17 protein-coding genes are annotated in these 21,782 nt (G+C 45.6%); 10 read left to right on the top strand and 7 right to left on the bottom strand.

Going from position 1 to position 21,782, the window contains the following annotated elements; genetic code table 11:
• Positions 1-158: 158 nt before the first annotated feature.
• Both rpmE and QUF19_RS15740 read left to right on the top strand, forming a co-directional pair.
• On the top strand, positions 159-377 hold the full coding sequence (gene rpmE / locus QUF19_RS15745; protein ID WP_017055855.1) for a 50S ribosomal protein L31: 219 nt from the start codon (positions 159-161) through the stop codon (positions 375-377).
• Between the two features lie 334 nt (positions 378-711).
• Complete coding sequence (locus QUF19_RS15740) at positions 712-2,001, top strand: malic enzyme-like NAD(P)-binding protein (protein WP_102438466.1); 1,290 nt, start codon at positions 712-714, stop codon at positions 1,999-2,001.
• A gap of 185 nt (positions 2,002-2,186) precedes the next feature.
• On the opposite strand, the gene metJ is transcribed toward QUF19_RS15740, so the two are convergent.
• Complete coding sequence (metJ, locus tag QUF19_RS15735) at positions 2,187-2,507, bottom strand: met regulon transcriptional regulator MetJ (protein WP_004729686.1); 321 nt, start codon at positions 2,505-2,507, stop codon at positions 2,187-2,189.
• Positions 2,508-2,715: 208 nt separating this feature from the next.
• Between metJ and QUF19_RS15730 the strand changes: the two genes are divergently transcribed.
• The 3 genes from QUF19_RS15730 (at position 2,716) to metF (ending at position 7,531) form a co-directional block, all read left to right on the top strand.
• Complete coding sequence (locus QUF19_RS15730) at positions 2,716-3,897, top strand: O-succinylhomoserine (thiol)-lyase (protein ID WP_102306776.1); 1,182 nt, start codon at positions 2,716-2,718, stop codon at positions 3,895-3,897.
• 2 nt (positions 3,898-3,899) lie between these two features.
• Entirely contained in the window at positions 3,900-6,311 is a 2,412-nt protein-coding gene (locus tag QUF19_RS15725) for a bifunctional aspartate kinase/homoserine dehydrogenase II (protein WP_102311510.1), read from the top strand.
• Positions 6,312-6,631: 320 nt separating this feature from the next.
• A complete protein-coding gene (gene metF, locus QUF19_RS15720) occupies positions 6,632-7,531 on the top strand; it encodes a methylenetetrahydrofolate reductase (RefSeq protein ID WP_029223209.1) in 900 nt (299 codons plus the stop codon).
• Positions 7,532-7,666: 135 nt separating this feature from the next.
• On the opposite strand, the gene QUF19_RS15715 is transcribed toward metF, so the two are convergent.
• The 3 genes from QUF19_RS15715 to argE form a co-directional block, all read right to left on the bottom strand.
• The gene (locus QUF19_RS15715) at positions 7,667-8,206 is read right to left on the bottom strand and encodes a PadR family transcriptional regulator (protein ID WP_017104637.1); all 540 of its coding nucleotides are present in this window, start codon (positions 8,204-8,206) and stop codon (positions 7,667-7,669) included.
• 349 nt (positions 8,207-8,555) lie between these two features.
• A complete protein-coding gene (ppc, locus tag QUF19_RS15710) occupies positions 8,556-11,192 on the bottom strand; it encodes a phosphoenolpyruvate carboxylase (RefSeq protein WP_286294880.1) in 2,637 nt (878 codons plus the stop codon).
• A gap of 252 nt (positions 11,193-11,444) precedes the next feature.
• Positions 11,445-12,581 (bottom strand): acetylornithine deacetylase, encoded by a 1,137-nt coding sequence (argE, locus tag QUF19_RS15705; RefSeq protein ID WP_009848891.1) that lies wholly within the window; start codon positions 12,579-12,581, stop codon positions 11,445-11,447.
• A 153-nt stretch (positions 12,582-12,734) separates the two neighbouring features.
• Between argE and argC the strand changes: the two genes are divergently transcribed.
• From argC to argH, 4 genes are all read left to right on the top strand, one after another.
• Entirely contained in the window at positions 12,735-13,739 is a 1,005-nt protein-coding gene (argC, locus tag QUF19_RS15700; protein WP_286294878.1) for an N-acetyl-gamma-glutamyl-phosphate reductase, read from the top strand.
• A gap of 12 nt (positions 13,740-13,751) precedes the next feature.
• Positions 13,752-14,540 carry an acetylglutamate kinase gene (gene argB, locus QUF19_RS15695; RefSeq protein WP_286294877.1) on the top strand — a complete coding sequence of 263 codons (789 nt, stop codon included), beginning with the start codon at positions 13,752-13,754 and terminating at the stop codon, positions 14,538-14,540.
• Positions 14,541-14,653: 113 nt separating this feature from the next.
• Positions 14,654-15,865 (top strand): argininosuccinate synthase, encoded by a 1,212-nt coding sequence (locus tag QUF19_RS15690; protein WP_009848894.1) that lies wholly within the window; start codon positions 14,654-14,656, stop codon positions 15,863-15,865.
• A gap of 347 nt (positions 15,866-16,212) precedes the next feature.
• The gene (argH, locus tag QUF19_RS15685; RefSeq protein ID WP_017086009.1) at positions 16,213-18,087 is read left to right on the top strand and encodes an argininosuccinate lyase; all 1,875 of its coding nucleotides are present in this window, start codon (positions 16,213-16,215) and stop codon (positions 18,085-18,087) included.
• 254 nt (positions 18,088-18,341) lie between these two features.
• On the opposite strand, the gene QUF19_RS15680 is transcribed toward argH, so the two are convergent.
• Entirely contained in the window at positions 18,342-18,590 is a 249-nt protein-coding gene (locus QUF19_RS15680; protein WP_286294874.1) for a DUF3624 domain-containing protein, read from the bottom strand.
• An 87-nt stretch (positions 18,591-18,677) separates the two neighbouring features.
• On the opposite strand from QUF19_RS15680, the gene QUF19_RS15675 reads away from it, so the two are divergent.
• Positions 18,678-19,025 (top strand): RidA family protein, encoded by a 348-nt coding sequence (locus QUF19_RS15675; protein WP_004729674.1) that lies wholly within the window; start codon positions 18,678-18,680, stop codon positions 19,023-19,025.
• Positions 19,026-19,122: 97 nt separating this feature from the next.
• On the opposite strand, the gene QUF19_RS15670 is transcribed toward QUF19_RS15675, so the two are convergent.
• Complete coding sequence (locus tag QUF19_RS15670) at positions 19,123-20,589, bottom strand: dihydrolipoyl dehydrogenase (protein ID WP_286294863.1); 1,467 nt, start codon at positions 20,587-20,589, stop codon at positions 19,123-19,125.
• A gap of 324 nt (positions 20,590-20,913) precedes the next feature.
• Positions 20,914-21,642 (bottom strand): glutathione peroxidase, encoded by a 729-nt coding sequence (locus QUF19_RS15665; RefSeq protein WP_017073712.1) that lies wholly within the window; start codon positions 21,640-21,642, stop codon positions 20,914-20,916.
• Positions 21,643-21,782: the final 140 nt, after the last annotated feature.

Here is a 21,782-nt window from a genome sequence, read left to right as displayed (position 1 = left end):
CAGTTGATCCTACCTCACAGATTCATTACTATACTGCGCCTTAAAGGTATGGCTTTATCGCTTTTTAGTGATGCTGCGGTGTCTTTATTTTATTTTTTAACAACGTGTGGTGTCCGGCTTAGAATCGGATGGCGACACGGCCTAATTGAGGTTATCCCATGAAAGCTGGAATCCACCCAGAATACAAAGCAGTAACAGCAACTTGTTCTTGCGGCAACACATTCGAATTCAACTCTACTCTAGGTAAAGATGGTATTCACCTAGACGTATGTGACAAATGTCACCCATTCTACACTGGTAAGCAACGTATCGTAGATACAGGCGGCCGTGTAGATCGCTTTAACAAGCGTTTCGGTGCTCTTTCTAGCAAGAAGTAATTCTCGCTATTTAGACATGAAAAAGGACACTTCGGTGTCCTTTTTTGTTGCCTGACATTTGAGACAACCCTGACTTTTGCAATGCTCTCCGCTTATGTCGACGACAGACTGTCGATTTGAGTTTGGCTCCATCACTTTCCCCCTAATCACTCTTCCCTAGAAATCCGCTCGAAAGTTCAACAAGCGATAGTAATTTCAACTGCTCACTGGTCTTATTAGTAGTGAAATCTCGTTTTTTAATGAGACAGAGGCTTTAACCACCTAGGAACTTTGAAGTACATCTATTAACATGAACAAGATCCCCCAAATAATAATATCCTAGGAACCTACACCTATGTCTGAAGACAGCCGCCAAGACCAATCCTCTCAAGAATTATCGCCTCAAGAACGATTCCGTCAGCAAGCTCTTGATTATCATGAGTTCCCAATTCCAGGCAAAATTGCCGTAGCACTGACGAAGCCTGCAAACTCTGCAGAAGATCTAGCACTTGCATACAGCCCAGGCGTGGCTGAGCCTGTTCGCGAGATCGCACAGAACGTTGATAACGTCTATAAATACACAGGTAAGGGCAACATGGTTGCTGTTATCTCTAACGGTACTGCGATTCTTGGCCTAGGTAACCTTGGTCCTATTGCTTCTAAACCTGTAATGGAAGGTAAAGCGCTACTGTTTAAGCGTTTTGCTGGTTTAGATTCTATCGATATTGAAGTAAAACACCGCACAATCGATGAGTTCGTTGATACGGTTGCGAATATCGCAGATACATTCGGTGGTATTAACCTAGAAGACATCAAAGCACCAGATTGTTTTGAGATTGAACGTCGCCTGATTGAGCGTTGTGATGTACCTGTATTCCACGATGACCAACACGGTACTGCGATTGTAACGGCAGCGGGTATGCTGAACGCGATTGAGCTTCAAGGTAAGAAACTGGAAGAGTGTAAGATCGTTTGTTTAGGTGCTGGCGCAGCGGCTGTAGCATGTATGGAGCTACTGATTAAGTGTGGCGCTCAGCGTGAGAAGATCTACATGCTTGACCGTAAAGGTGTGATCCACACTCGTCGTGATGACCTAAACGAATACAAAGAGCTGTTCGCAAATAACACTGACAAGCGCACGCTTGAAGATGTTATCGAAGGCGCTGACCTGTTCTTGGGTGTATCGGGTCCTAATTTGCTACCAGCTGAAGCACTAACGTTGATGGCTGATAAGCCTGTTGTGTTTGCATGTTCAAACCCAGATCCAGAGATCAAGCCTGAGCTTGCTCATGAAGTTCGTTCTGACCTGATTATGGGTACTGGCCGCAGTGATTACCCTAACCAAGTAAACAACGTACTTTGTTTCCCATTCATTTTCCGTGGTGCGCTAGATGTGCGTGCGAGCGAAATCAATGACGAAATGAAATTGGCTGCTGTTAAAGCGATTCGTGAACTGGCGAAAGAAGAAGTTCCGGCTGAAGTACTGGCTGCTGCGGGTGAAACTGCATTGGAGTTCGGTAAAGGTTACATCATTCCTAAGCCAATGGACCCACGTCTACTTCCTCGCGTAGCAAAAGCTGTAGCGGAAGCGGCGGTTGAGTCTGGCGTTGCTCGTATTGAGATGCCTGCTAACTATATGGCTTAATAGCTTGTTATAGCTTGTTCGCGACTGCTCTATTGAGCGAAAAGAATAATAAAAAACCGACCCATTAGGAGTCGGTTTTTTTATGTCTATCATTCACTGCGCAGTCATAGAGGGCGTAGTGGTTGATGTTACAAATAGGGTTCAGTTATCGCGAATCAATATTGAAGGCAGTGACTGAGTTATTGTTATTCTTCGTCAAACGCTTCGAACTCGATACCCATCTCTGTCATCAGTTTTTTCACTTCAGTCGGAATATCGTCTGGACGGTCTTTACGAAGGTCTTCATCCGTTGGTAGTGGTTGGCCTGTGTACGCATGTAGAAAGGCTTCGCACAGTAGCTCACTGTTTGTTGCATGGCGTAGGTTATTAATCTGGCGGCGAGTGCGCTCGTCAGTAAGAACCTTTAACACTTTTAGAGGGATAGAAACTGTAATTTTCTTTACTTGTTCGCTTTTCTTTCCATGCTCAGCATATGGGCTTATGTATTCACCATTCCAGTCGGCCATTGCGTACCTTCATCACTTTAGTTGTTAGAATAAATTAATAGTGGTGATTTTAGCGGGATTTACTGCCATAAGCAAAGACATATGGACGTCTAGAAGTGTTGACGTCTCACGTTTATGAAAGTAAAGTGAATAACATATATCTAACACAGCCGCAAAATGCCGACAAGCAGCTGTGATTCTCAGACGCAAAACTTGTAAGGAAGCACCTATGAGCAGCCGGAAGCCAGCAACCATCGCAGTACGTACTGGTATCGAGTCAGACACGCAACACCATGCCGTTGTCCCACCTATTTATCTTTCGACTAACTATGGGTTTCCCGCTTTTGGTGAAGTGCCAAAGTATGATTATACCCGTTCTGGTAACCCAAACCGTGGTTTATTAGAAACGGCACTGTTCGAGCTTGAATCGGGCAAAGGCGCAGTTGTTACTAACTGCGGTACTTCGGCGCTTAACTTATGGGTTTCGGCTTTCTTAGGTGGCGATGATCTTATTATTGCACCGCACGACTGCTACGGCGGCACTTACCGTCTGTTTAACACACGCTCACTCAAAGGTGACTTCAAAGTTCTGTTTGTTGATCAATCGGATCAAGCAGCGCTGGATGCGGCGATCGCGCTTAAGCCAAAGTTGATCTTAATTGAAACACCATCGAACCCATTGGTTCGTGTGGTTGATATTGCAGAAACTTGCCGCAAAGCGAAAGAAGTGGGTGCACTGGTTGCTGTCGACAACACGTTTTTGACACCTGTGTTCCAAAAGCCTTTAGAGCTGGGTGCTGATTTTGTTATCCACTCAACCACTAAATACATCAACGGACACTCGGATGTTATTGGTGGCGTTGTGGTCACCAAAACTGAAGAGCACGCTGAAGAGTTAGCATGGTGGGGCAACTGTATTGGTGCGACCGGCACACCATTTGATAGCTACATGACGCTACGTGGTATTCGTACGCTAGGTGCGCGTATGCGTGTTCACGAAGAGAGCTCACGTGAAATTCTGACGGCTCTGCAACAACAAGACCTGGTGGGTACGATTTACCACCCAAGCCTGCCTGAACATCCGGGTCACGAGATCGCCAAGAAACAGCAGTTGGGCTTTGGTTCCATGCTGAGCTTTGAGTTTGCGGGCTCTTTTGAAGCGCTTAAATATTTTGTCGATAAGTTAGAGCTATTTTCTTTGGCTGAATCACTGGGTGGTGTTGAAAGCTTGATTTGTCACCCTGCGTCGATGACTCACCGTGCGATGGGTGAAGAAGCATTGGCTGAAGCGGGTGTTTCTCAACAACTACTGCGCCTTTCTGTCGGCCTTGAAGATGCAGAAGACCTAATCGACGATCTCAAGCAAGCCTTCGAAAGAACACAAGGCTTTATCGCTGAAGGGGAGGGTTAATAATGGCAACCTTTCGCCAGCTACATAAATTTGGTGGCAGCAGTTTAGCGAACCCTGAATGTTATCAACGCGTGGTCAACATTCTTAGAGAATACTCATCAGCCACTGACTTGGTCGTGGTATCGGCAGCGGGTAAAACAACCAACCGTTTGATTGAGTTTGTTGAAGCGCTCGACAAAGATGGCCGTATTGCTCATGAATGCCTACAAACCCTTCGTCAGTTCCAGCTTGAACTGATTGAAGCATTACTTGAAGGCGAAGCCGCTTCTCAACTAACGGCAACCATCCAACAAGAATTTACCGCTTTGGGTGAGCTCACTGCTCCCTTGAGCGAAGCACAAAAAGCGCAAGTGCTTGGTCATGGTGAGGTTTGGTCTTCACGTTTGTTGGCGACGTTGTTGTGCCAGCATGACTTACAAGCGGTTGCTCAAGATGCGCGTGCCTTTTTACGTGCAGAAGCGGGTGCTCAACCTGAAGTTGACCGCGCACGCTCTTACCCTCTGATTAAAGAAGCCTTAGCGCAGCATGCCCATTGTCGCGTGGTGATTACGGGCTTTATGGCTCAAAACTGCGAAGGCGAAACGGTACTGCTCGGTCGTAACGGTTCGGATTACTCAGCAACTGTGATTGGTGCTCTAGCTGAAGTTGAACGTGTGACTATTTGGAGTGACGTGGCGGGTGTATACAGCGCAGATCCTCGTTTGGTTTCGGATGCGTGCTTACTGCCTCTGCTTCGCCTTGATGAAGCGAGTGAATTAGCTCGTTTAGCGGCTCCAGTGCTACACAGCCGAACGCTACAGCCTGTGGCTCAAAGTGCTATGGACTTAAGCTTACGCTGTAGCTATCAGCCGGAGGCGGGCTCTACACAGATAGAGCGTGTACTGGCATCGGGTCGTGGTGCAAAAATCATTACCTCTTTGGATGAAGTTCTTATCGTGCAACTGACTTTTGGTCACGGTCATGATTTCGATCGTCTAGAGAGTGAAGTCCTTGAAGGGCTTAAGCGCGCTCAATTAGAGCCGCTTGCTTTCGAGCTTGAACCGGATCAGCACTGCTTGCGTCTTGCTTACACAGAAGAGATCGCTGGTGGCGCTCTGGAGTATCTACAAGACCACGCGATTGAAGCTGAGATTAAGCTCAAAGAAGGTTTCTCTTTGATTGCGGCGGTAGGTGCGGGTGTGACTAAGAACCCGAACCATTGCTACGGTTTTTACCAGCAACTGAAGAGCTCACCGGTTGAATTCATTTCAGAAGCGAACTCAGGCTTGAGCTTAGTGGCTGTGATTCGTAAGAGTGAAACATCAAGCCTTGTGAAAGGTATTCACTCTCAACTCTTCCAAGCGCAGAAGCGTGTTGCGATTGCTTTATGTGGCAAGGGCAATATTGGTTCAAGTTGGTTAAGCCTGTTTGCTGAGCAAAAAGCGGAACTTGAAAAGCGTCGTGGAATGAACTTTGAATTAGTTGCGGTAGTTGATAGCCAAACCTATTGGTTCGACGACCAAGGTATTGATGCGACTTCAGTTGGTAAACGCTTTGATGACGAAGCGATTGCCAACAACGGCAACGACTGGCTAGAACGTTTGGGTTCAATTCAAGGCTACGATGAAGCGGTTGTTTTAGATGTGACGGCAAGCCCTGTGCTTGCTGCAAAATACCTGCAAGTCGCACAACAAGGTATTCACCTGATCTCGGCTAACAAGGTGGCAGGTTCTGCATCAAGCGAGTATTACCATCAAGTGCAAGATGCTTTCGCTAAGATCAGCCGTCATTGGTTGTACAACGCGACAGTAGGTGCTGGCTTACCGATTAACCACACGGTTCGTGACCTGCGTGAAAGCGGCGATGACATCATCGCGCTATCGGGTATCTTCTCGGGCACGCTATCTTGGTTGTTCCAACAGTTCGATGGCACGGTGCCATTCAGTGAGTTGGTTGACTTAGCGTGGCAGCAAGGCCTCACTGAGCCCGATCCTCGCGCTGACCTCGATGGCTCAGACGTGATGCGTAAGCTGGTGATTCTGGCGCGTGAATCGGGTTTAGATATTGAACCTGAAAACGTGAAAGTAGAATCATTGGTACCTGCAGAGTTACAAGACCTGTCGGTGGATGACTTCTTTGATAAGGCCTCTGTGCTGAGCGAAGAGTTGGCTGAGCGTTTAGAAAAAGCGCATTCTCAGCAGAAGGTTCTACGTTACGTAGCGCGTTTAGAGAAGAATGGTAAGGCAACGGTAGGCGTTGAAGCGCTATCTAAAGAACATGCATTGGCGAACTTACTGCCTTGCGACAACATCTTTGCGATTGAGAGTAAATGGTATAAAGATAATCCATTGGTTATTCGTGGCCCAGGTGCTGGTCGTGAAGTGACAGCAGGTGCGATTCAGTCGGACCTAAACAGAATGTCTAGCCTGTTTTAATACTTAGAGCGGTTGGCTTAATAGTCAGATCAATTGCTTTAATACTCAGATAAATTGTTTTAGCGCGTAAATAGCATACTATTCACTAAGATAAATAAGGCTGAAAGCACGATGTGTTTTTCAGCCTTTTTTCTACCTTATTTCTGCTTTGCGACCCATCTAACGACTTGAGTTTTCCTCACGATCTACTTGAGAAAAATTCATAATCGATCTGTTGACATTAAATCGTATTCAATACATCCTACAGACATATAGACGTCTAAACGGCGTTCGAAGGATTTAAGATTTTTAGTGGTTGCTTTTGCCACAGGGAGAGTAAGATGGGATACACACACGCAGGCCATATCGACGCTTTGAATCAGAATATCGCTGAGCTTTCTGACAACATCAACGTGTCATTTGAATTCTTTCCACCAAGCAGTGAGAAGATGGAAGAAACACTGTGGAACTCTGTTCACCGTCTTAAAACACTTCAACCAAAATTTGTATCGGTAACCTATGGTGCAAACTCGGGTGAACGTGATCGTACCCACTCAATCATTAAAGAAATCAAAAACCAAACGGGCCTAGTGGCAGCACCACACTTAACGTGTATCGATGCGAGCCGTGAAGAGTTGATTCAAATTGCCGATGATTACTGGGCAAATGGAATTGAAAGTATTGTTGCGCTGCGTGGTGATATTCCTGCTGGCGGCGGTGCTCCAGAGATGTATGCCTCTGACCTAGTTGAACTGCTTAAATCGCGCCATGATTTTGATATCTCGGTAGCGGCATTCCCTGAGGTTCACCCTGAAGCGAAGAGCGCTCAATCTGATCTTATTAACCTAAAACGTAAAGTGGATGCGGGCGCAAACCGTGCTATTACGCAGTTCTTCTTCGATGTAGAGAGCTACCTACGTTTTCGTGACCGTTGTGTGGCGGCGGGTGTTGATGTTGAGATTGTACCGGGCATCTTGCCGGTGTCTAACTTCAAGCAAGCGTCTCGCTTTGCTGCGATGAACAACGTAAAAGTACCAGGCTGGATGGCGAAGCAGTTCGAAGGTTTGGATGATGATCCAACGACTCGTCAGCTTGTTGGTGCTAGCCAAGCAATTGATATGGTTCGTACACTGAGCCGCGAAGGTGTGAAAGACTTCCACTTCTACACGCTAAACCGTGCAGAAATGACTTACGCACTTTGCCATACGCTAGGCGTTCGTCCACAAATTGCTGCGCTATAGTTCAAAAGTTCTGATAAAACGCCATCGGCGATAAATTTCAAATCCTATAGATACAAAAAAGGCTTGGACTCTAAGAGTTCAAGCCTTTTGCTTTTCTAGCTTCTAGCTTCTAGCTTCTAGCTTCTAGCTTCTAGCTTATGCGATAGCACCAAGCTCAAGCAGTACTTCTTCAGCCCATACAATCCATGCTTCACGGATCAGTAGGTTACGACGAAGTGTTAGACGCTCAAGGCGCGCTTGCTTGTCTAGCGTTGATGGTGTTGCGTAGTAAGCCGCTTCAATCTCTTTGTAGTGAGAAACCAGCTTGCGAGACTCTTCTACTAGCTCAGCAAGTTGTACACGGTATGGGTCAGATGCTTGAACAGCACAAGCCATTAGCTTAGCTGAGAATTCATCACGAACCGTTGGGTGTGCAGTCGGTTGTTCAAACCATTCACCTAGAGCGCCACGACCAGCGTCAGTGATAGAGTAAACTTTACGATCAGGTTTGCCTTCTTGAGGTTCAAGCACGCAAGTTACTTGATCATTCTGAGCCATTTTATTTAGCTCGCGGTAAACTTGTTGGTGGCTAGCTTTCCAGAAGTAACCAATGCTTGCTGAGAATTCTTTTGTGATATCGTAACCAGTAGCATCGCGTGTACTTAAAACGGTTAGAATTACGTGTGGTAATGACATGTCTGAAATCCAAATGGTAAACAGTAAACAAATACTTAAACAACAAGTGTGCTTCTTGTGGCACGTTATATTGGTTTTGTTTAAGTAGCACCAACTGGGTCGTTGGTTATGTCACCTTATAAAGCCGTTTATCACCTAGGTTGACCGATTTCTTGGTCAAACTGCTGCAGATTATTTTATTGGAGTGTTTCCGCAGCGGAGCAGTAGTATATCTAAATAATAAGCATAAAGTAGAATACATGGACAAAATAACCCAAAAAACTGACAAAAAACTCAATAGTCGTTATTTTTTGAAATAAAAAGGTCGCACAAGGCGACCTTTTGTCTGTTATATAGTAGGAATCACTAATTAACCGGTGTTTCGCATGCCTGCTGCAATGCCCGCAATCGTCACCATTAGCGCTTCTTCTAGCTCTGCTGGTGGTGTTTCACACTTACGAGTACGGTAAAGCAACTCAGCTTGAAGCATGTTTAGTGGCTCAACGTAGATGTTACGTAGTCGAATCGATTCAAGTCCCCAAGGGTCACTCTGCATCAAGTTCTCGTTGTTTTCTACATTCAGCACTGCTTTGATGTCTTTCTGCAGTTGTTCACGCAGTAATTCACCTAACGGCAGCAGTTCTTTATCAACAAGACGTTGATCGTAGTACTTAGCGATTTCCATGTTGCACTTCGAGTACACCATTTCCAACATGCCCAGACGAGTCGAGAAGAATGGCCACTCGCGACACATCTCTTCAAGCAGTGCTTGATGGCCTTGGTCAACGGAATATTGAATCGCTTCACCAGCGCCCAACCATGCTGGAAGAACCAAGCGGTTTTGGCTCCAAGAGAAGATCCATGGAATCGCACGTAGGCTTTCTACGCCGCCGTTCGGATTACGTTTTGCAGGACGAGAACCAAGAGGCAGTTTGCCCAGCTCGAGTTCAGGCGTCGCTTGACGGAAATAAGGGACAAACTTTTCTTCGCCACGAACCACATTACGGTAAGCCTCACAAGATACTTGAGACAGCACTTCCATTAGGTCGCGCCACTCTTGTTTAGGCTCAGGTGGCGGCAGAAGGTTCGCTTCTAGAATCGCACTTGCGTAAAGGTTGAAGCTGTTTACGGCAACATCTGGTAAGCCAAGCTTAAAGCGGATCATTTCGCCTTGTTCAGTTACACGTAATCCGCCTTTCAAGCTCTTAGGTGGCTGAGAAAGTAGGGCTGCGTGCGCTGGCGCACCACCACGACCAACTGTACCGCCACGGCCGTGGAATAGAGTCAGTTCGATGCCTTCTTCATCACAAACCTTAACTAGCTTGTCCATCGCGTCGTACTGAGCCCAACCTGCAGACATTACGCCGGCATCTTTCGCTGAGTCAGAGTATCCGATCATCACCATTTGGTGGTTCTGGATAAAGCCACGGTACAAGTCGATGCTCATTAGCTGCTTCATTACTGCTTCTGAGTTGTTCAAGTCGTCTAGCGTTTCGAACAGTGGACATACGTCCATGCGGTACGGACAACCACATTCTTGCAGAAGCAAGTGAACAGCTAGTACATCCGATGCAGTTCGAGCCATAGAGATCACGTAAGCACCAAAGGCTTCACGAGGTTGAGCAGCAACGACCTTACAGGTGTCTAAAACCTCTTTGACCTGTTCAGATGGCTCCCAGTCGCGTGGTAGCAGTGGGCGTTTTGAGCTTAATTCATTAGTTAAGAAAGCGACTTTGTCTTGCTCGCTCCACTGGTCATAATCGCCAATGCCTAGGTAGCGAGTCAGCTCAGACAGCACATCTGAGTGACGTGTACTTTCTTGACGAACATCGAGACGAACCAAGTGCACACCGAATGCTTTCAGGCGGCGCAGGGTATCAAGTAGAGAACCGTCCGCGATTACGCCCATGCCACATTCGTGCAGCGATTGATAACACGCGTAAAGCGGTGTCCAAAGTTGGTCGATGTTCTGTAGTGTTTCTTTCTTCGGTACTTCAGCGTCGTGCAGTTTTGCATCAAGCACTTCTAGCGTGTTGTTCAGCAGAGTACGTAGGCTCTTCAGGATGGCACGGTAAGCTTCGTGCTCATCGCCAGCCAATTCACGAACGGCATCATTACACTTGGTCATCGACAGTTCGGTAATCAGCTCGTTCACGTCACCTAGGTACAGGTCTGCGGCTTTCCAGCGAGATAGGCGCAGTACTTCTTTGGTGATGGTGTGCGTTACGAATGGGTTACCATCGCGGTCGCCACCCATCCAAGATGAGAAGTGTACTGGGCGAGCATCGATTGGTAAGCCTTCGCCAAGGTAGCCTTTTAGTCGGCCATCCATGTCGCGCAAGAAATCAGGTACAGCTTCCCAAAGAGAATTTTCTACAACTGCAAAGCCCCACTTAGCTTCATCAAGTGGTGTTGGGCGTTGCTGACGAATCACATCAGAGTGCCAACCTTGAGCGATAAGTTGCTCTAGGCGACGTTCGGTTTTCACACGCTCTTTGTGTGACAGGTCGCTTAATTCTAATTTAGACAGACACTCGTTGATCTTAACCAACTTGTTGATCATGGTGCGACGAGTGATTTCTGTTGGGTGAGCCGTCAAAACGAGTTCGATGTTCAGGTCGCGAACAGCTTGAGCTGCATCTAGCTTGCTGATGTCGTTTTGGTTTAATTTGGAAAATAGAGATTGCAGCACGTCTGGTTCACAAACATGCTCCTCACAGTGGCGAGAGATGGTGTGGTATTGCTCTGCCATGTTGGTGAGGTTGAGAAATTGGTTAAATGCACGAGCAACAGGAGTGAGTTGTTCGTTCGGCAGGTTTTTGATTTCTTCAACTAGGCTGTCACGGTCAGCTTTGTTGCCTGCGCGGGCGGATTTGGAAAGTTTACGGATAGTTTCCACTTTCTCTAAGATAACGTCACCATGTGCATCTTGGATTGTGTTACCTAGCAAGCGTCCCAGCATGCTTACGTTACTCTTGAGAGCGGCGTATTTCTCGTTCATTGTCATCCTGCCTCGTAAAAAAATTACATCCATTGTTCCTTGTTAAGTACACAATCTAGCGAAAAGTGCTGTATCTAGTCAAATAAAGCATTCTAAGTTTGCAATTATTAGGTTTAAAAATGCGGGAGAAGTAAATTTTTCAAAACTTAGGGAAAAAGTGAAATTTAATTACAAGATTGCGGCTATATCAGGGATGGCAGAATAAAAGCCACTTTTTAGGGTGGCTTTTATGTGAATGTTCGGATTGAGAAGTAATAACTAGAAACAATATTTACGGATAGATTTACTCAGAACATCAATTGTTGGGTCAATAAAATCGAAGCTTAAGAACTCATCCGGTTGGTGAGCTTGGTCAATTGAGCCAGGACCTAACACCAAGGTTGGACATAACTCTTGGAGGAAAGGTGCTTCAGTACAGTAGTTCACGGTTTGAGATTCAGTTTCACACACCGATTCCATGCCACCGATAAATGGATGATCGTGCTGACACTCGTAACCCGGAATAGGTTCGTGCAGTGGAGTAATCTCAATTCTGCCCGGCCATTTTGCTTCTACTTCTTTCAGTGCGCTACGCAGCATGTTATCCAAGCCATCTAAGCTGATGCCCGGTAAAGGACGAACATCATAGTGCAGTTCACAACAACCACAGATACGGTTAGCGCTGTCGCCACCGTGGATATGACCAAGGTTTAGAGTAGGGCTTGGAATCGCAAAACCTGGGTGATGATACTCTTTGACTAACTTGTCACGCAGCTGCATTAAAGCAAACAACACTTCATGCATGATCTCGATGGCGTTGACGCCTAAAGCTGGATCTGAAGAGTGACCTGATTTACCGGTTACTCGCACGGCATTGGCGACATGACCTTTATGACCACGAATAGGCACAAGGCTGGTTGGCTCACCAATAATGCAGTAGTCCGGTTTAAACGGTGCATTTTCAGTGAAATGACGTGCACCTAGCATAGTGGTTTCTTCGTCACAGGTTGCTAATACATAAAGTGGCTTGGTTTGCTTGCTCCAATCCATCTTCTTCGCAGCTTCATAAACGAAGGCGAAAAAGCCTTTCATATCGGCGGTGCCTAATCCGTAGAAGCGGTTGTTGTGTTCTGTCAGTGCGTGAGGGTCGAAGTTCCAACGTCCTTCGTCGAATGGCACGGTATCACTGTGTCCTGCAAGCAATAAGCCTCCTTCGCCAGAGCCCATCTTTGCGACCATATTATGCTTGCCGGGTTCGACCTCTACCACCTCAACGCTAAAGCCTACGTCTTTAAACCATTGAGCCATTTTTTCGATCACTTTCTCGTTGCCATGATCCCAGCTTGGATCGGTCGAGCTAATGGAGTCGGTGGAAATCAGGCCTTTATAGACCTCAAGAAAACTCGGTAATTGCATAATAACTTCACTTCTACTATTGACAGGAAAACCATAAGTCGGTAAAACACATATTAAATCATATTTAATGCATAAGAAATCAAATAAAGCTAAAAATTAAGTATGAATAGTCAAATTTGAAATGTAACTTACCTCAAGAATGGATGTGTTGAGATGTTGAAAACCACGATCATTGGCGCAAGCGGCTACACAGGAGCAGAACTGGCTCTAATGATAAACAGACACCCTGAGCTCACGCTATCAGGTTTATATGTCTCAGCCAATAGTGTAGACGCAGGTAAACCTATTGCGGCACTGCACGGTAAGTTAGCTGGCTTGATTGATATGCCAGTACAGCCATTAACGAATCCAGAAGAAGTGGCAAAGCAGTCTGATGTGATTTTCTTAGCCACTGCACACGAGGTAAGTCACGACCTAGCGCCAATCTTTCTAGAGAACGATTGCCAAGTGTTCGACCTATCAGGTGCATTCAGGGTTAAAGGCGAAAACTTCTATCAAGAGTTTTACGGTTTTGAACATCAACACGAACAATGGCTAGACAAAGCGGCTTACGGTTTAGCTGAATGGAACGAACAAGAAATTAAAGAAGCTCAGCTTGTTGCAGTCGCGGGTTGTTACCCAACGGCATCACAATTGGCGATTAAGCCTTTGGTTGAAGCAAAGTTACTGGATGAGAACCAATGGCCAGTGATTAACGCGACCAGTGGCGTTACTGGAGCCGGTCGTAAGGCGACTATGGTCAACAGCTTCTGTGAAGTGAGCTTGCAAGCTTATGGCGTATTCAATCACCGTCATCAACCTGAAATGGCTGCACATTTAGGATGTGATGTGATTTTCACTCCGCACCTCGGCAACTTTAAGCGTGGCATTTTGGCGACCATCACCATGAAATTGGCTGAAGGCGTGACAGAACAACAGATACAAGATGCCTTTGAGCAAGCTTACCAAGGTAAACCTGCAGTGAGATTATTCGAAGAGACATTGCCAAGAATTCAAGATGTAGAACAGACGCCTTTCTGCGATTTAGGTTGGAAGGTTCAAGGTCAGCACATCATCGTTGTTTCAGCGATTGATAACTTATTAAAGGGTGCATCTAGCCAAGCGATGCAGTGTTTGAATTTACGTTATGGTTTTGCGCCATTAACTGCGTTAGTGTAAGGAAATCTAGATATGAGCCTTAATAATCAACCATTAATCATAAAGTTAGGTGGCGCTGCGCTATCTTGTGGTGAAACACTTAGCAAGTTATTTGGTGCTATCTCTGCTTATCAACAACAAGCACAACGACCAATCGTGATTGTTCACGGTGGTGGTTACCTTGTTGATGATTTGATGAATAAGTTGAACCTCGAAACGGTTAAGAAAGAAGGGTTACGTGTTACTCCTTATGATCAGATCCCAGTGATTGCTGGCGCGCTAGCGGGTACTGCGAATAAATTACTTCAAGGTCAGGCGATTAAAGACGGTATCAATGCCGTTGGTTTGAGCCTAGCAGACGGTGGCTTATGTAAAGTCAGCGAGCTGAACCCTGAATTGGGTGCTGTAGGTAAAGCTGAGCCGGGCGACTCAACCGTCCTGCAAGCCATTCTTAATACTGGTGCATTGCCAATCATTAGTTCGATTGGTCTGACAGAGCAAGGCCAACTGATGAACGTAAATGCCGATCAAGCCGCGGTTGCTGTTGCAGGCGCACTTGATGCTGAACTGGTACTGCTTTCTGATGTAAGTGGTGTGTTGGATGGTAAAGGTCACTTGATTCCAAGCCTTAATCAACAACAAGCCGATGACCTCATCACCGGAAAAGTCATTACTGACGGCATGATCGTTAAGGTTAAAGCCGCACTAGAAGCCGCTAACGACCTCGGACGACCAATCGAAGTCGCCACTTGGCGATACCCAGACAAACTGACACAACTTTTTTCAGGTAAGAGCATCGGAACACAGTTTTTACCTCAGTAGGCCTCACAGCGAGTCACTACTTAAAGAATTTAGACAAACTAAATAAACATATAATTATGAAGTCATTTCCAACGCTGACCGCCATGTGCAGTATGGAAACTAGGAGAAAGAAAATGAGCAAAGTTAACGTAAAGAAAGTTGTAGTAGCCTACTCTGGCGGTCTAGACACATCAGTAATCATCCCATGGTTGAAAGAGAACTATGACTGCGAAGTTATCGCATTTGTTGCTGATGTAGGCCAAGGTGATGAAGAGCTGATTGGCATTGAAGAGAAAGCCAAAGCATCTGGTGCTTCTGAGTGTTACATCGCTGACCTTAAAGAAGAGATGGTGGCAGATTACATCTACCCAACGCTAAAAACTGGCGCTTACTACGAAGGTAAATACCTGCTAGGTACTTCAATGGCTCGTCCAATCATTGCGAAAGCTCAGGTTGAAGTTGCACGTAAAGTCGGTGCTGACGCTCTATGTCACGGCTGTACAGGTAAGGGTAATGACCAAGTTCGTTTTGAAGGCGCATTTGCTGCACTAGCACCGGATCTACACGTAATTGCACCTTGGCGTGAGTGGGATCTAGTGAGCCGTGAAGAGTGTCTAGACTATCTAGCAGAGCGTAACATCCCTTGTACCGCTTCTCTTACTAAGATTTACTCGCGTGATGCAAACGCATGGCACATCTCTACAGAAGGTGGCGTGCTAGAAAATACATGGAACGCACCGGATGAAGATTGCTGGGCTTGGACTGTAGACCCAGAGCAAGCACCAAACGAATCTGAAACAGTGACGCTTAAAGTTGAAAAAGGCGAAGTGGTAGCGGTTGATGGTGAAACAATGACGCCATACAACGCACTGGTTTACCTAAATGAGAAAGGTGCTAAGCACGGTGTTGGTCGTATCGATATCGTAGAAAACCGTCTTGTTGGTATGAAGTCTCGTGGTTGTTACGAAACTCCGGGTGGCACAATCATGATGGAAGCACTGCGTGCAGTAGAGCAACTGGTTCTTGATAAAGCGGCATTCGAATTCCGTGAAGAGCTAGGTGTTAAAGCTTCTCACCTTGTATACGACGGTCGTTGGTTCACTCCTCTATGTAAGTCAATTCTTGCAGCAACAGATGAGCTAGCACAAGACGTGAATGGTGAAGTGGTTATCAAACTTTACAAAGGCCATGCAACGGTGACTCAGAAGCGTTCTGACAACAGCCTGTACTCAGAAGAGTTTGCTACTTTTGGTGAAGATGAAGTTTACGACCAAAGCCACGCTGAAGGCTTCATCCGTCTTTACTCGCTATCAAGCCGTATCCGTGCTTTGAATAGCCAAAAGTAATCCTAACAATGAGTTAGCGATCTAGCCTTTAGCGGAAGATTAAAGGCCAGTAAACTGACATTATTATGCAAAGCCCATTTACTACTAAATAGTGAATGGGCTTTTTGTTTTCTATTCGCTTAATAAATCAGCTTCAGCTTTTACCGTTGAATGGCATATAATTCGCGCTCCACGCTGAAAATAATCAATGGAATGATCTTTTGGTGAATAAATATGTGAAAATAATGAATTAATACTTTATTTTCATTTTGAATTGCCGTAAGTTTAAACCATCAGAAAAATACTGAATCTTAATCAGAATTATCATTTGCAAAAACAGTGAGCACTGTGCAATTAGGAGATACACAATGGCATTATGGGGCGGTAGATTTACCCAAGCAGCAGACACGCGGTTCAAAGATTTTAACGATTCTCTTCGTTTTGATTACCGATTGGCTGAGCAAGACATTGTGGGCTCTATTGCCTGGTCAAAGGCTCTTCAGTCGGTCAATGTTCTAACAGAAGAAGAACAACAAAGACTAGAGCTTGCACTGAACGAGCTAAAACTCGAAGTGATGGAAGACCCTGAACAGATCTTACGTTCTGATGCAGAAGATATTCATAGCTGGGTTGAGCAACAACTTATCGGCAAAGTCGGTGATTTGGGCAAAAAACTTCATACTGGCCGTTCTCGTAATGACCAAGTAGCGACTGACCTTAAACTTTGGTGTCGTCAGCAAGGTAATCAACTGCTACTCGCGCTTGATCGTCTACAAAGCCAAATGGTGAATGTTGCTTCTCAGCATCAAGAAACCGTGCTTCCTGGCTACACTCACTTACAACGTGCTCAGCCGGTAACTTTTGCTCACTGGTGCTTGGCTTACGTTGAAATGCTTGAGCGTGATTATTCTCGTTTGAATGATGCGATTAAGCGTCTAGATACATGTCCGCTGGGTTCTGGTGCCCTTGCAGGAACCGCTTATCCGATGGACCGTGAAGAGTTAGCTCACAACTTAGGTTTCCGTCGTGCAACGCGTAACTCTCTAGATTCAGTTTCTGACCGTGACCATGTGATGGAGCTGATGTCGATCGCATCCATCTCAATGCTTCACCTTTCACGTCTTGCAGAAGATATGATTTTCTACAACTCAGGTGAGTCGAACTTCATCGAATTAGCAGATACTGTGACTTCAGGTTCATCTCTGATGCCACAAAAGAAAAACCCGGATGCGCTAGAGCTTATCCGTGGCAAAACTGGCCGTGTATACGGTTCATTAGCCGCAATGATGATGACAGTGAAAGCACTGCCTTTGGCTTACAATAAAGATATGCAAGAGGATAAAGAAGGTCTGTTTGACGCTTTAGATACTTGGAATGATTGTATGGAAATGGCTGCTCTTTGTTTTGACGGCATTAAAGTGAACGGTGAACGTACGCTTGAAGCGGCGAAGCAAGGTTATGCAAACTCAACAGAACTGGCTGATTACCTAGTAGCGAAAGGCATTCCTTTCCGTGAAGCTCACCATATTGTTGGTGTGACGGTAGTTGCTGCTATTGCTAAAGGCTGCGCATTAGAAGAATTAACCATCGCGGAGATGAAAGAGTTCTCTGAGGTGATTGAAGATGATGTGTATGACATCTTGACCATTGAATCGTGTCTTGAGAAACGTAGCGCGCTAGGTGGTGTATCACCGAAGCAAGTCGCTTACGCGGTTGACCAAGCTGAGAAGCGTTTATCACAGCGTGATACTTCCATCGTTAAAGTTCGTCCGGCTCGTTTGACCGATATCGAGTCGCTGGAAGGCATGGTGGCTTATTGGGCTAACCTCGGTGAAAACCTACCTCGTTCTCGTAATGAACTGGTGCGTGATATTGGCTCGTTTGCGGTCGCTGAGCATCATGGCGAAGTAACAGGTTGTGCATCACTCTATGTGTATGACTCCGGTTTAGCGGAAATTCGTTCGTTGGGTGTTGAAGCTGGTTGGCAAGGTCAAGGGCAGGGGACTGCAATCGTGCAACACCTTGTTGAGAAGGCTCGCCAAATGGCAATCAAGAAAGTGTTTGTACTGACTCGTACTCCTGAGTTCTTTATGAAGCATGACTTCTTACCGACATCGAAATCTCTGCTACCTGAAAAGGTATTGAAAGATTGTGACCAGTGTCCTCGTCAACATGCATGTGATGAAGTGGCGTTGGAAGTGAACTTGGTAGAGCAGATTATCGCTAAGGTGAATGTTGCATAAGGCATTGATTTTATAGCTCCTAAAAAAAAGATCAAAAATCTGATCTTTTTTGGGAACAAACTAAGAAAAGTCCGGTCTATTAAAGTACCACTGCTTTTTCTTAGAATTTTCTAAGAAAGCCCTAGAATCGATTGGTTCTGGGGCTTTTTTCTATCTGCTGTTTGGGAAATAATGATGGGTCGCTAAATCGAAGCACTATCGGGTCATTGAATCGGGCATCTAGCCATTATCGTTTATCTGACAAAGTCTCTCTGCTAACGCTTTTTATTCTTTAAAGGCAGCACCAAAAACTTCATTATCCAATGCAGTGACAGCAAACTACTGAATGCCAACGCGGCCATCATCAAGGCGATGGCATTGATGGTTTTCGGGTCTTCTCTGAAAAACAACCACCATGCTCCCCAACTTACTAGCGACAACACCATTAGTTGGTTCATACAACGTTGGCAGCGACCGAGTTTGTTGAAGATTTTTTCATTTTTATTGCAATGAACACATGTCATCTTAGGCTTAATTCGCGTTATGCTTGTTGCCTAGATAATACCACGTCACAAGATATTGGATCACGGTGACATAGAGAGAGAAGATCGATGATTGAGCGCCAAGAAACTAAGCAACGCATGAGCCGTATTGTTAAACACAACGGTACTATCTACCTATGTGGCCAAGTGTGTGCTGATGCAACCAAAGACATCACAGAACAAACACAGACGATGCTAGATAAAGTGGAAGCTCTACTTGAACAAGCAGGCAGCGACAAAGAGCACATGCTGTCAGCAACGATTTACTTGAAAGACATGAAAGACTTCCAAGAAATGAACGCAGTATGGGACGCATGGGTTCCTGAAGGTCATGCTCCAGCTCGCGCATGTGTTACTGGCGACATGGCTCGTGAAGCGCTACTTGTTGAGATCTCTGTGATTGCCGCTGAGAAGTAATTGCTAAGTCTTTAGATACAAGCAAAAACAAAAAGGAAAGCCAATGGCTTTCCTTTTTAGTATCTAGCGTTTGCTCATTGCTAACGATAGTCTGAGATTAACAACCAGGACCGCAATCTAGACAGTGTTTCACCATCTCTGGGCCAAGGTGAAGTTTCGCATTGAGGTCACGCAGCGCTGTTCGTACACCCTCTTCAATTACTGGATGGTAGAACGGCATATCCAACATTTCAGAAACCGTCATCTTTTTCTGGTGTGCCCATGCGAGTAAGTGAGCCAAATGTTCTGCGTTTGGTCCCATCATCTCAGCACCAAGGAAGCGGCCTGTACCTTGCTCGCCGTAAACGTGCAGAATACCTTTGTTGCGTAGCATCACTCGTGAACGACCTTGGTTCTCGAAAGACACCTCACCAGTTGCGAAACAACCACAGGTGCCTAAGCGGGTTATGATCTCTTTGTATGTTTCACCAACCATCGCGATTTGCGGGTCAGAGAATACCGCTGAGATTTTAGAGCGGCGTAGGCCTGCACGAATCTCAGGGAAGCGACCTGCGTTATCACCGGCAATACGTGCTTGGTCTGCTGCTTCATGCAGTAAAGGCAGTTGGTTACTTGCGTCACCAGCAATAAAGACTGATGGCAGTGATGTTTGTAGCGTGTAGTGGTCGGCAATTGGAACACCACGCTCATCAAGTTCTAGAGAGGTATTCTCTAAGCCAAGTTTATCTGTATTCGGACGACGACCTGTTGCTGCCAGCACATACTCAACGATGTTGGTTTCTAGTTCACCTTGCTTATTGATGAACTGGATTTCGACGCGAGCCTCACCCGCTTCAGTGGTAATACGTTTCATGCTCTCGATTTTTACGTCAGCATCTAGGTAAAACTCTTCATTGAAGGCTTTATCTGCGTAAGCCATGATCTCTGGGTCTGTTACTGGGCCAACTTGACCACCCAAACCGAACAGTTTTGTCTTCACACCTAAGCGATGTAGCGACTGACCAAGCTCTAGGCCAATAACGCCAGGGCCAAATACAGCAACAGATTCTGGTAAGTCATCCCAGCTGAACACATCGTCGTTAATGATTAGGCGGTCGCCAAGTTCATTCCAAACGGCAGGGTATGCAGGGCGCGAACCTGTCGCGATAACAATACGCTTAGCCGTTACAACCGTGTGGTCATCAATTTGTAGCGTGTTGTCGTCTAAGAATTTTGCGTAGCCAGAGATCTTGTCTTGCTCTGGGATTTCATCAACACCTTCTAAAACAAAACCAACAAAACGGTCACGCTCAAACTTCACTCGGTCCATCACTTCACGGCCGTTAATCACGATATCGCCTTGTGGGTGAACGCCAAAAGCCGGAGCTTTCTCGATTTGGTGTACGCTTTCTGCAGCTGCAATAAGCAGTTTAGATGGCATACAACCAACACGAGCACAGGTTGTACCGTAAGGGCCGCCTTCAATCATCACGACACTGTCAGTGTGTGCTTTTGCAGCGCGGTAAGAACCTAGACCTGCCGTACCGCCCCCGATAACTGCTACATCTACATTGACTTGTTTCATAATAATTTTCTCGCAATGGCTAAATTTAGTGTGAACGAACCCTTCCAACTCTGATGATTTTTTGAGAGTCAGGATTGCGGGTCAGTTTTGTGATTCTGTTTTATTAGGTTTAGCTTGTGATTCAGCTTTTTGTTACTAACTGCTTCTTGTTACTAACTATAGGTTAGTTAAACGTTGGCGAGTCAGAAGCTGTATCTTTTTCCAAAGCTCAGATAAGAGTGGTTTGGAATAGCTAACCCACAAGAGGGTGGGTTAGCTGGTATTACTAAGCTATTTAATTACTTAGGTTGTTTAATTGCTAAGCGCTTATTAGCGACTAAGTGATTAACCTAGGAAAGCTTCTAGTTCTTCGCTACCACCGATGTGTTTGCCACCGATGAATACTTGAGGAACTGTTGTGCGACCAGAGATTGCACGTAGGCTTACTGTTGTTGCGTCTTTACCTAGAACCACTTCTTCGTAGTTTAGACCTTTGTCGATTAGGTTCTGTTTCGCTTTCATACAGAAAGGACAGCCTGGCTTAGTGAATACTGTGATTGACTCTTGCTCTTTGTGCTCGGGAGCAAGGTAGTTAAGCATAGTATCAGCATCAGAAACCTTGAACGGGTCGCCTGGTACGTCTTCTTCGATGAACATTTTTTCTACCACGCCGTTTTTAACCAACATGCTGTAGCGCCATGAACGTTTGCCAAAGCCGATGTCGTTTTTCTCAACTAGCATACCCATGCCGTCTGTGAAGTCACCGTTGCCATCTGGGATGAATGTGATTTTTTCAGCTTCTTGGTCAGCTTTCCATGCGTTCATTACGAACGTGTCGTTTACAGAAACACAAAGGATGTCATCAACGCCGTTTTCTTTGAACACTGAGTGCAGTTCGTTGTAACGAGGTAGGTGGCTTGAAGAACATGTTGGTGTAAACGCACCTGGTAGGCTGAATACGATAACTGTCTTGTCTTTGAATAGCTCTTCCGTCGTTACGTTAACCCATGCATCGCCTTGGCGAGTTGGGAATGTTACTTGAGGGATTGATTGACCTTCTTTAGATGCAAACATATTGATTTCCTTAAATAGTATTTTTAATTTTGTTCTATCAGAGCTTAACGTTTTTCTTTGCTCTGTTTCGTTTCGTTGAGCCCATTATTAGATAAATCCTTTGATAGCTCTAATCGTTTGATGTTATGGTTTTGATAGGT

This window comes from Vibrio sp. FE10 (assembly GCF_030297155.1).
Classification (GTDB): domain Bacteria; phylum Pseudomonadota; class Gammaproteobacteria; order Enterobacterales; family Vibrionaceae; genus Vibrio; species Vibrio apostichopi.
Note: the sequence above shows the minus strand (reverse complement) of the source record. Positions and strands in the feature narration are given on the sequence as shown.

What these genes read in the sequence shown, in the direction of transcription:
- rpmE (WP_017055855.1), top strand. Translation starts at nt 159, where the DNA reads ATGAAAGCTGGAATCCACCCAGAATACAAAGCAGTAACAGCAACTTGT.
- QUF19_RS15680 (WP_286294874.1), bottom strand. Translation starts at nt 18,590, where the DNA reads ATGACATGTGTTCATTGCAATAAAAATGAAAAAATCTTCAACAAACTC.
- QUF19_RS15725 (WP_102311510.1), top strand. Translation starts at nt 3,900, where the DNA reads ATGGCAACCTTTCGCCAGCTACATAAATTTGGTGGCAGCAGTTTAGCG.
- argE (WP_009848891.1), bottom strand. Translation starts at nt 12,581, where the DNA reads ATGCAATTACCGAGTTTTCTTGAGGTCTATAAAGGCCTGATTTCCACC.
- QUF19_RS15675 (WP_004729674.1), top strand. Translation starts at nt 18,678, where the DNA reads ATGATTGAGCGCCAAGAAACTAAGCAACGCATGAGCCGTATTGTTAAA.
- QUF19_RS15665 (WP_017073712.1), bottom strand. Translation starts at nt 21,642, where the DNA reads ATGTTTGCATCTAAAGAAGGTCAATCAATCCCTCAAGTAACATTCCCA.
- QUF19_RS15730 (WP_102306776.1), top strand. Translation starts at nt 2,716, where the DNA reads ATGAGCAGCCGGAAGCCAGCAACCATCGCAGTACGTACTGGTATCGAG.
- argH (WP_017086009.1), top strand. Translation starts at nt 16,213, where the DNA reads ATGGCATTATGGGGCGGTAGATTTACCCAAGCAGCAGACACGCGGTTC.
- QUF19_RS15740 (WP_102438466.1), top strand. Translation starts at nt 712, where the DNA reads ATGTCTGAAGACAGCCGCCAAGACCAATCCTCTCAAGAATTATCGCCT.
- QUF19_RS15690 (WP_009848894.1), top strand. Translation starts at nt 14,654, where the DNA reads ATGAGCAAAGTTAACGTAAAGAAAGTTGTAGTAGCCTACTCTGGCGGT.
- QUF19_RS15670 (WP_286294863.1), bottom strand. Translation starts at nt 20,589, where the DNA reads ATGAAACAAGTCAATGTAGATGTAGCAGTTATCGGGGGCGGTACGGCA.
- ppc (WP_286294880.1), bottom strand. Translation starts at nt 11,192, where the DNA reads ATGACAATGAACGAGAAATACGCCGCTCTCAAGAGTAACGTAAGCATG.
- QUF19_RS15715 (WP_017104637.1), bottom strand. Translation starts at nt 8,206, where the DNA reads ATGTCATTACCACACGTAATTCTAACCGTTTTAAGTACACGCGATGCT.
- argC (WP_286294878.1), top strand. Translation starts at nt 12,735, where the DNA reads ATGTTGAAAACCACGATCATTGGCGCAAGCGGCTACACAGGAGCAGAA.
- metF (WP_029223209.1), top strand. Translation starts at nt 6,632, where the DNA reads ATGGGATACACACACGCAGGCCATATCGACGCTTTGAATCAGAATATC.
- metJ (WP_004729686.1), bottom strand. Translation starts at nt 2,507, where the DNA reads ATGGCCGACTGGAATGGTGAATACATAAGCCCATATGCTGAGCATGGA.
- argB (WP_286294877.1), top strand. Translation starts at nt 13,752, where the DNA reads ATGAGCCTTAATAATCAACCATTAATCATAAAGTTAGGTGGCGCTGCG.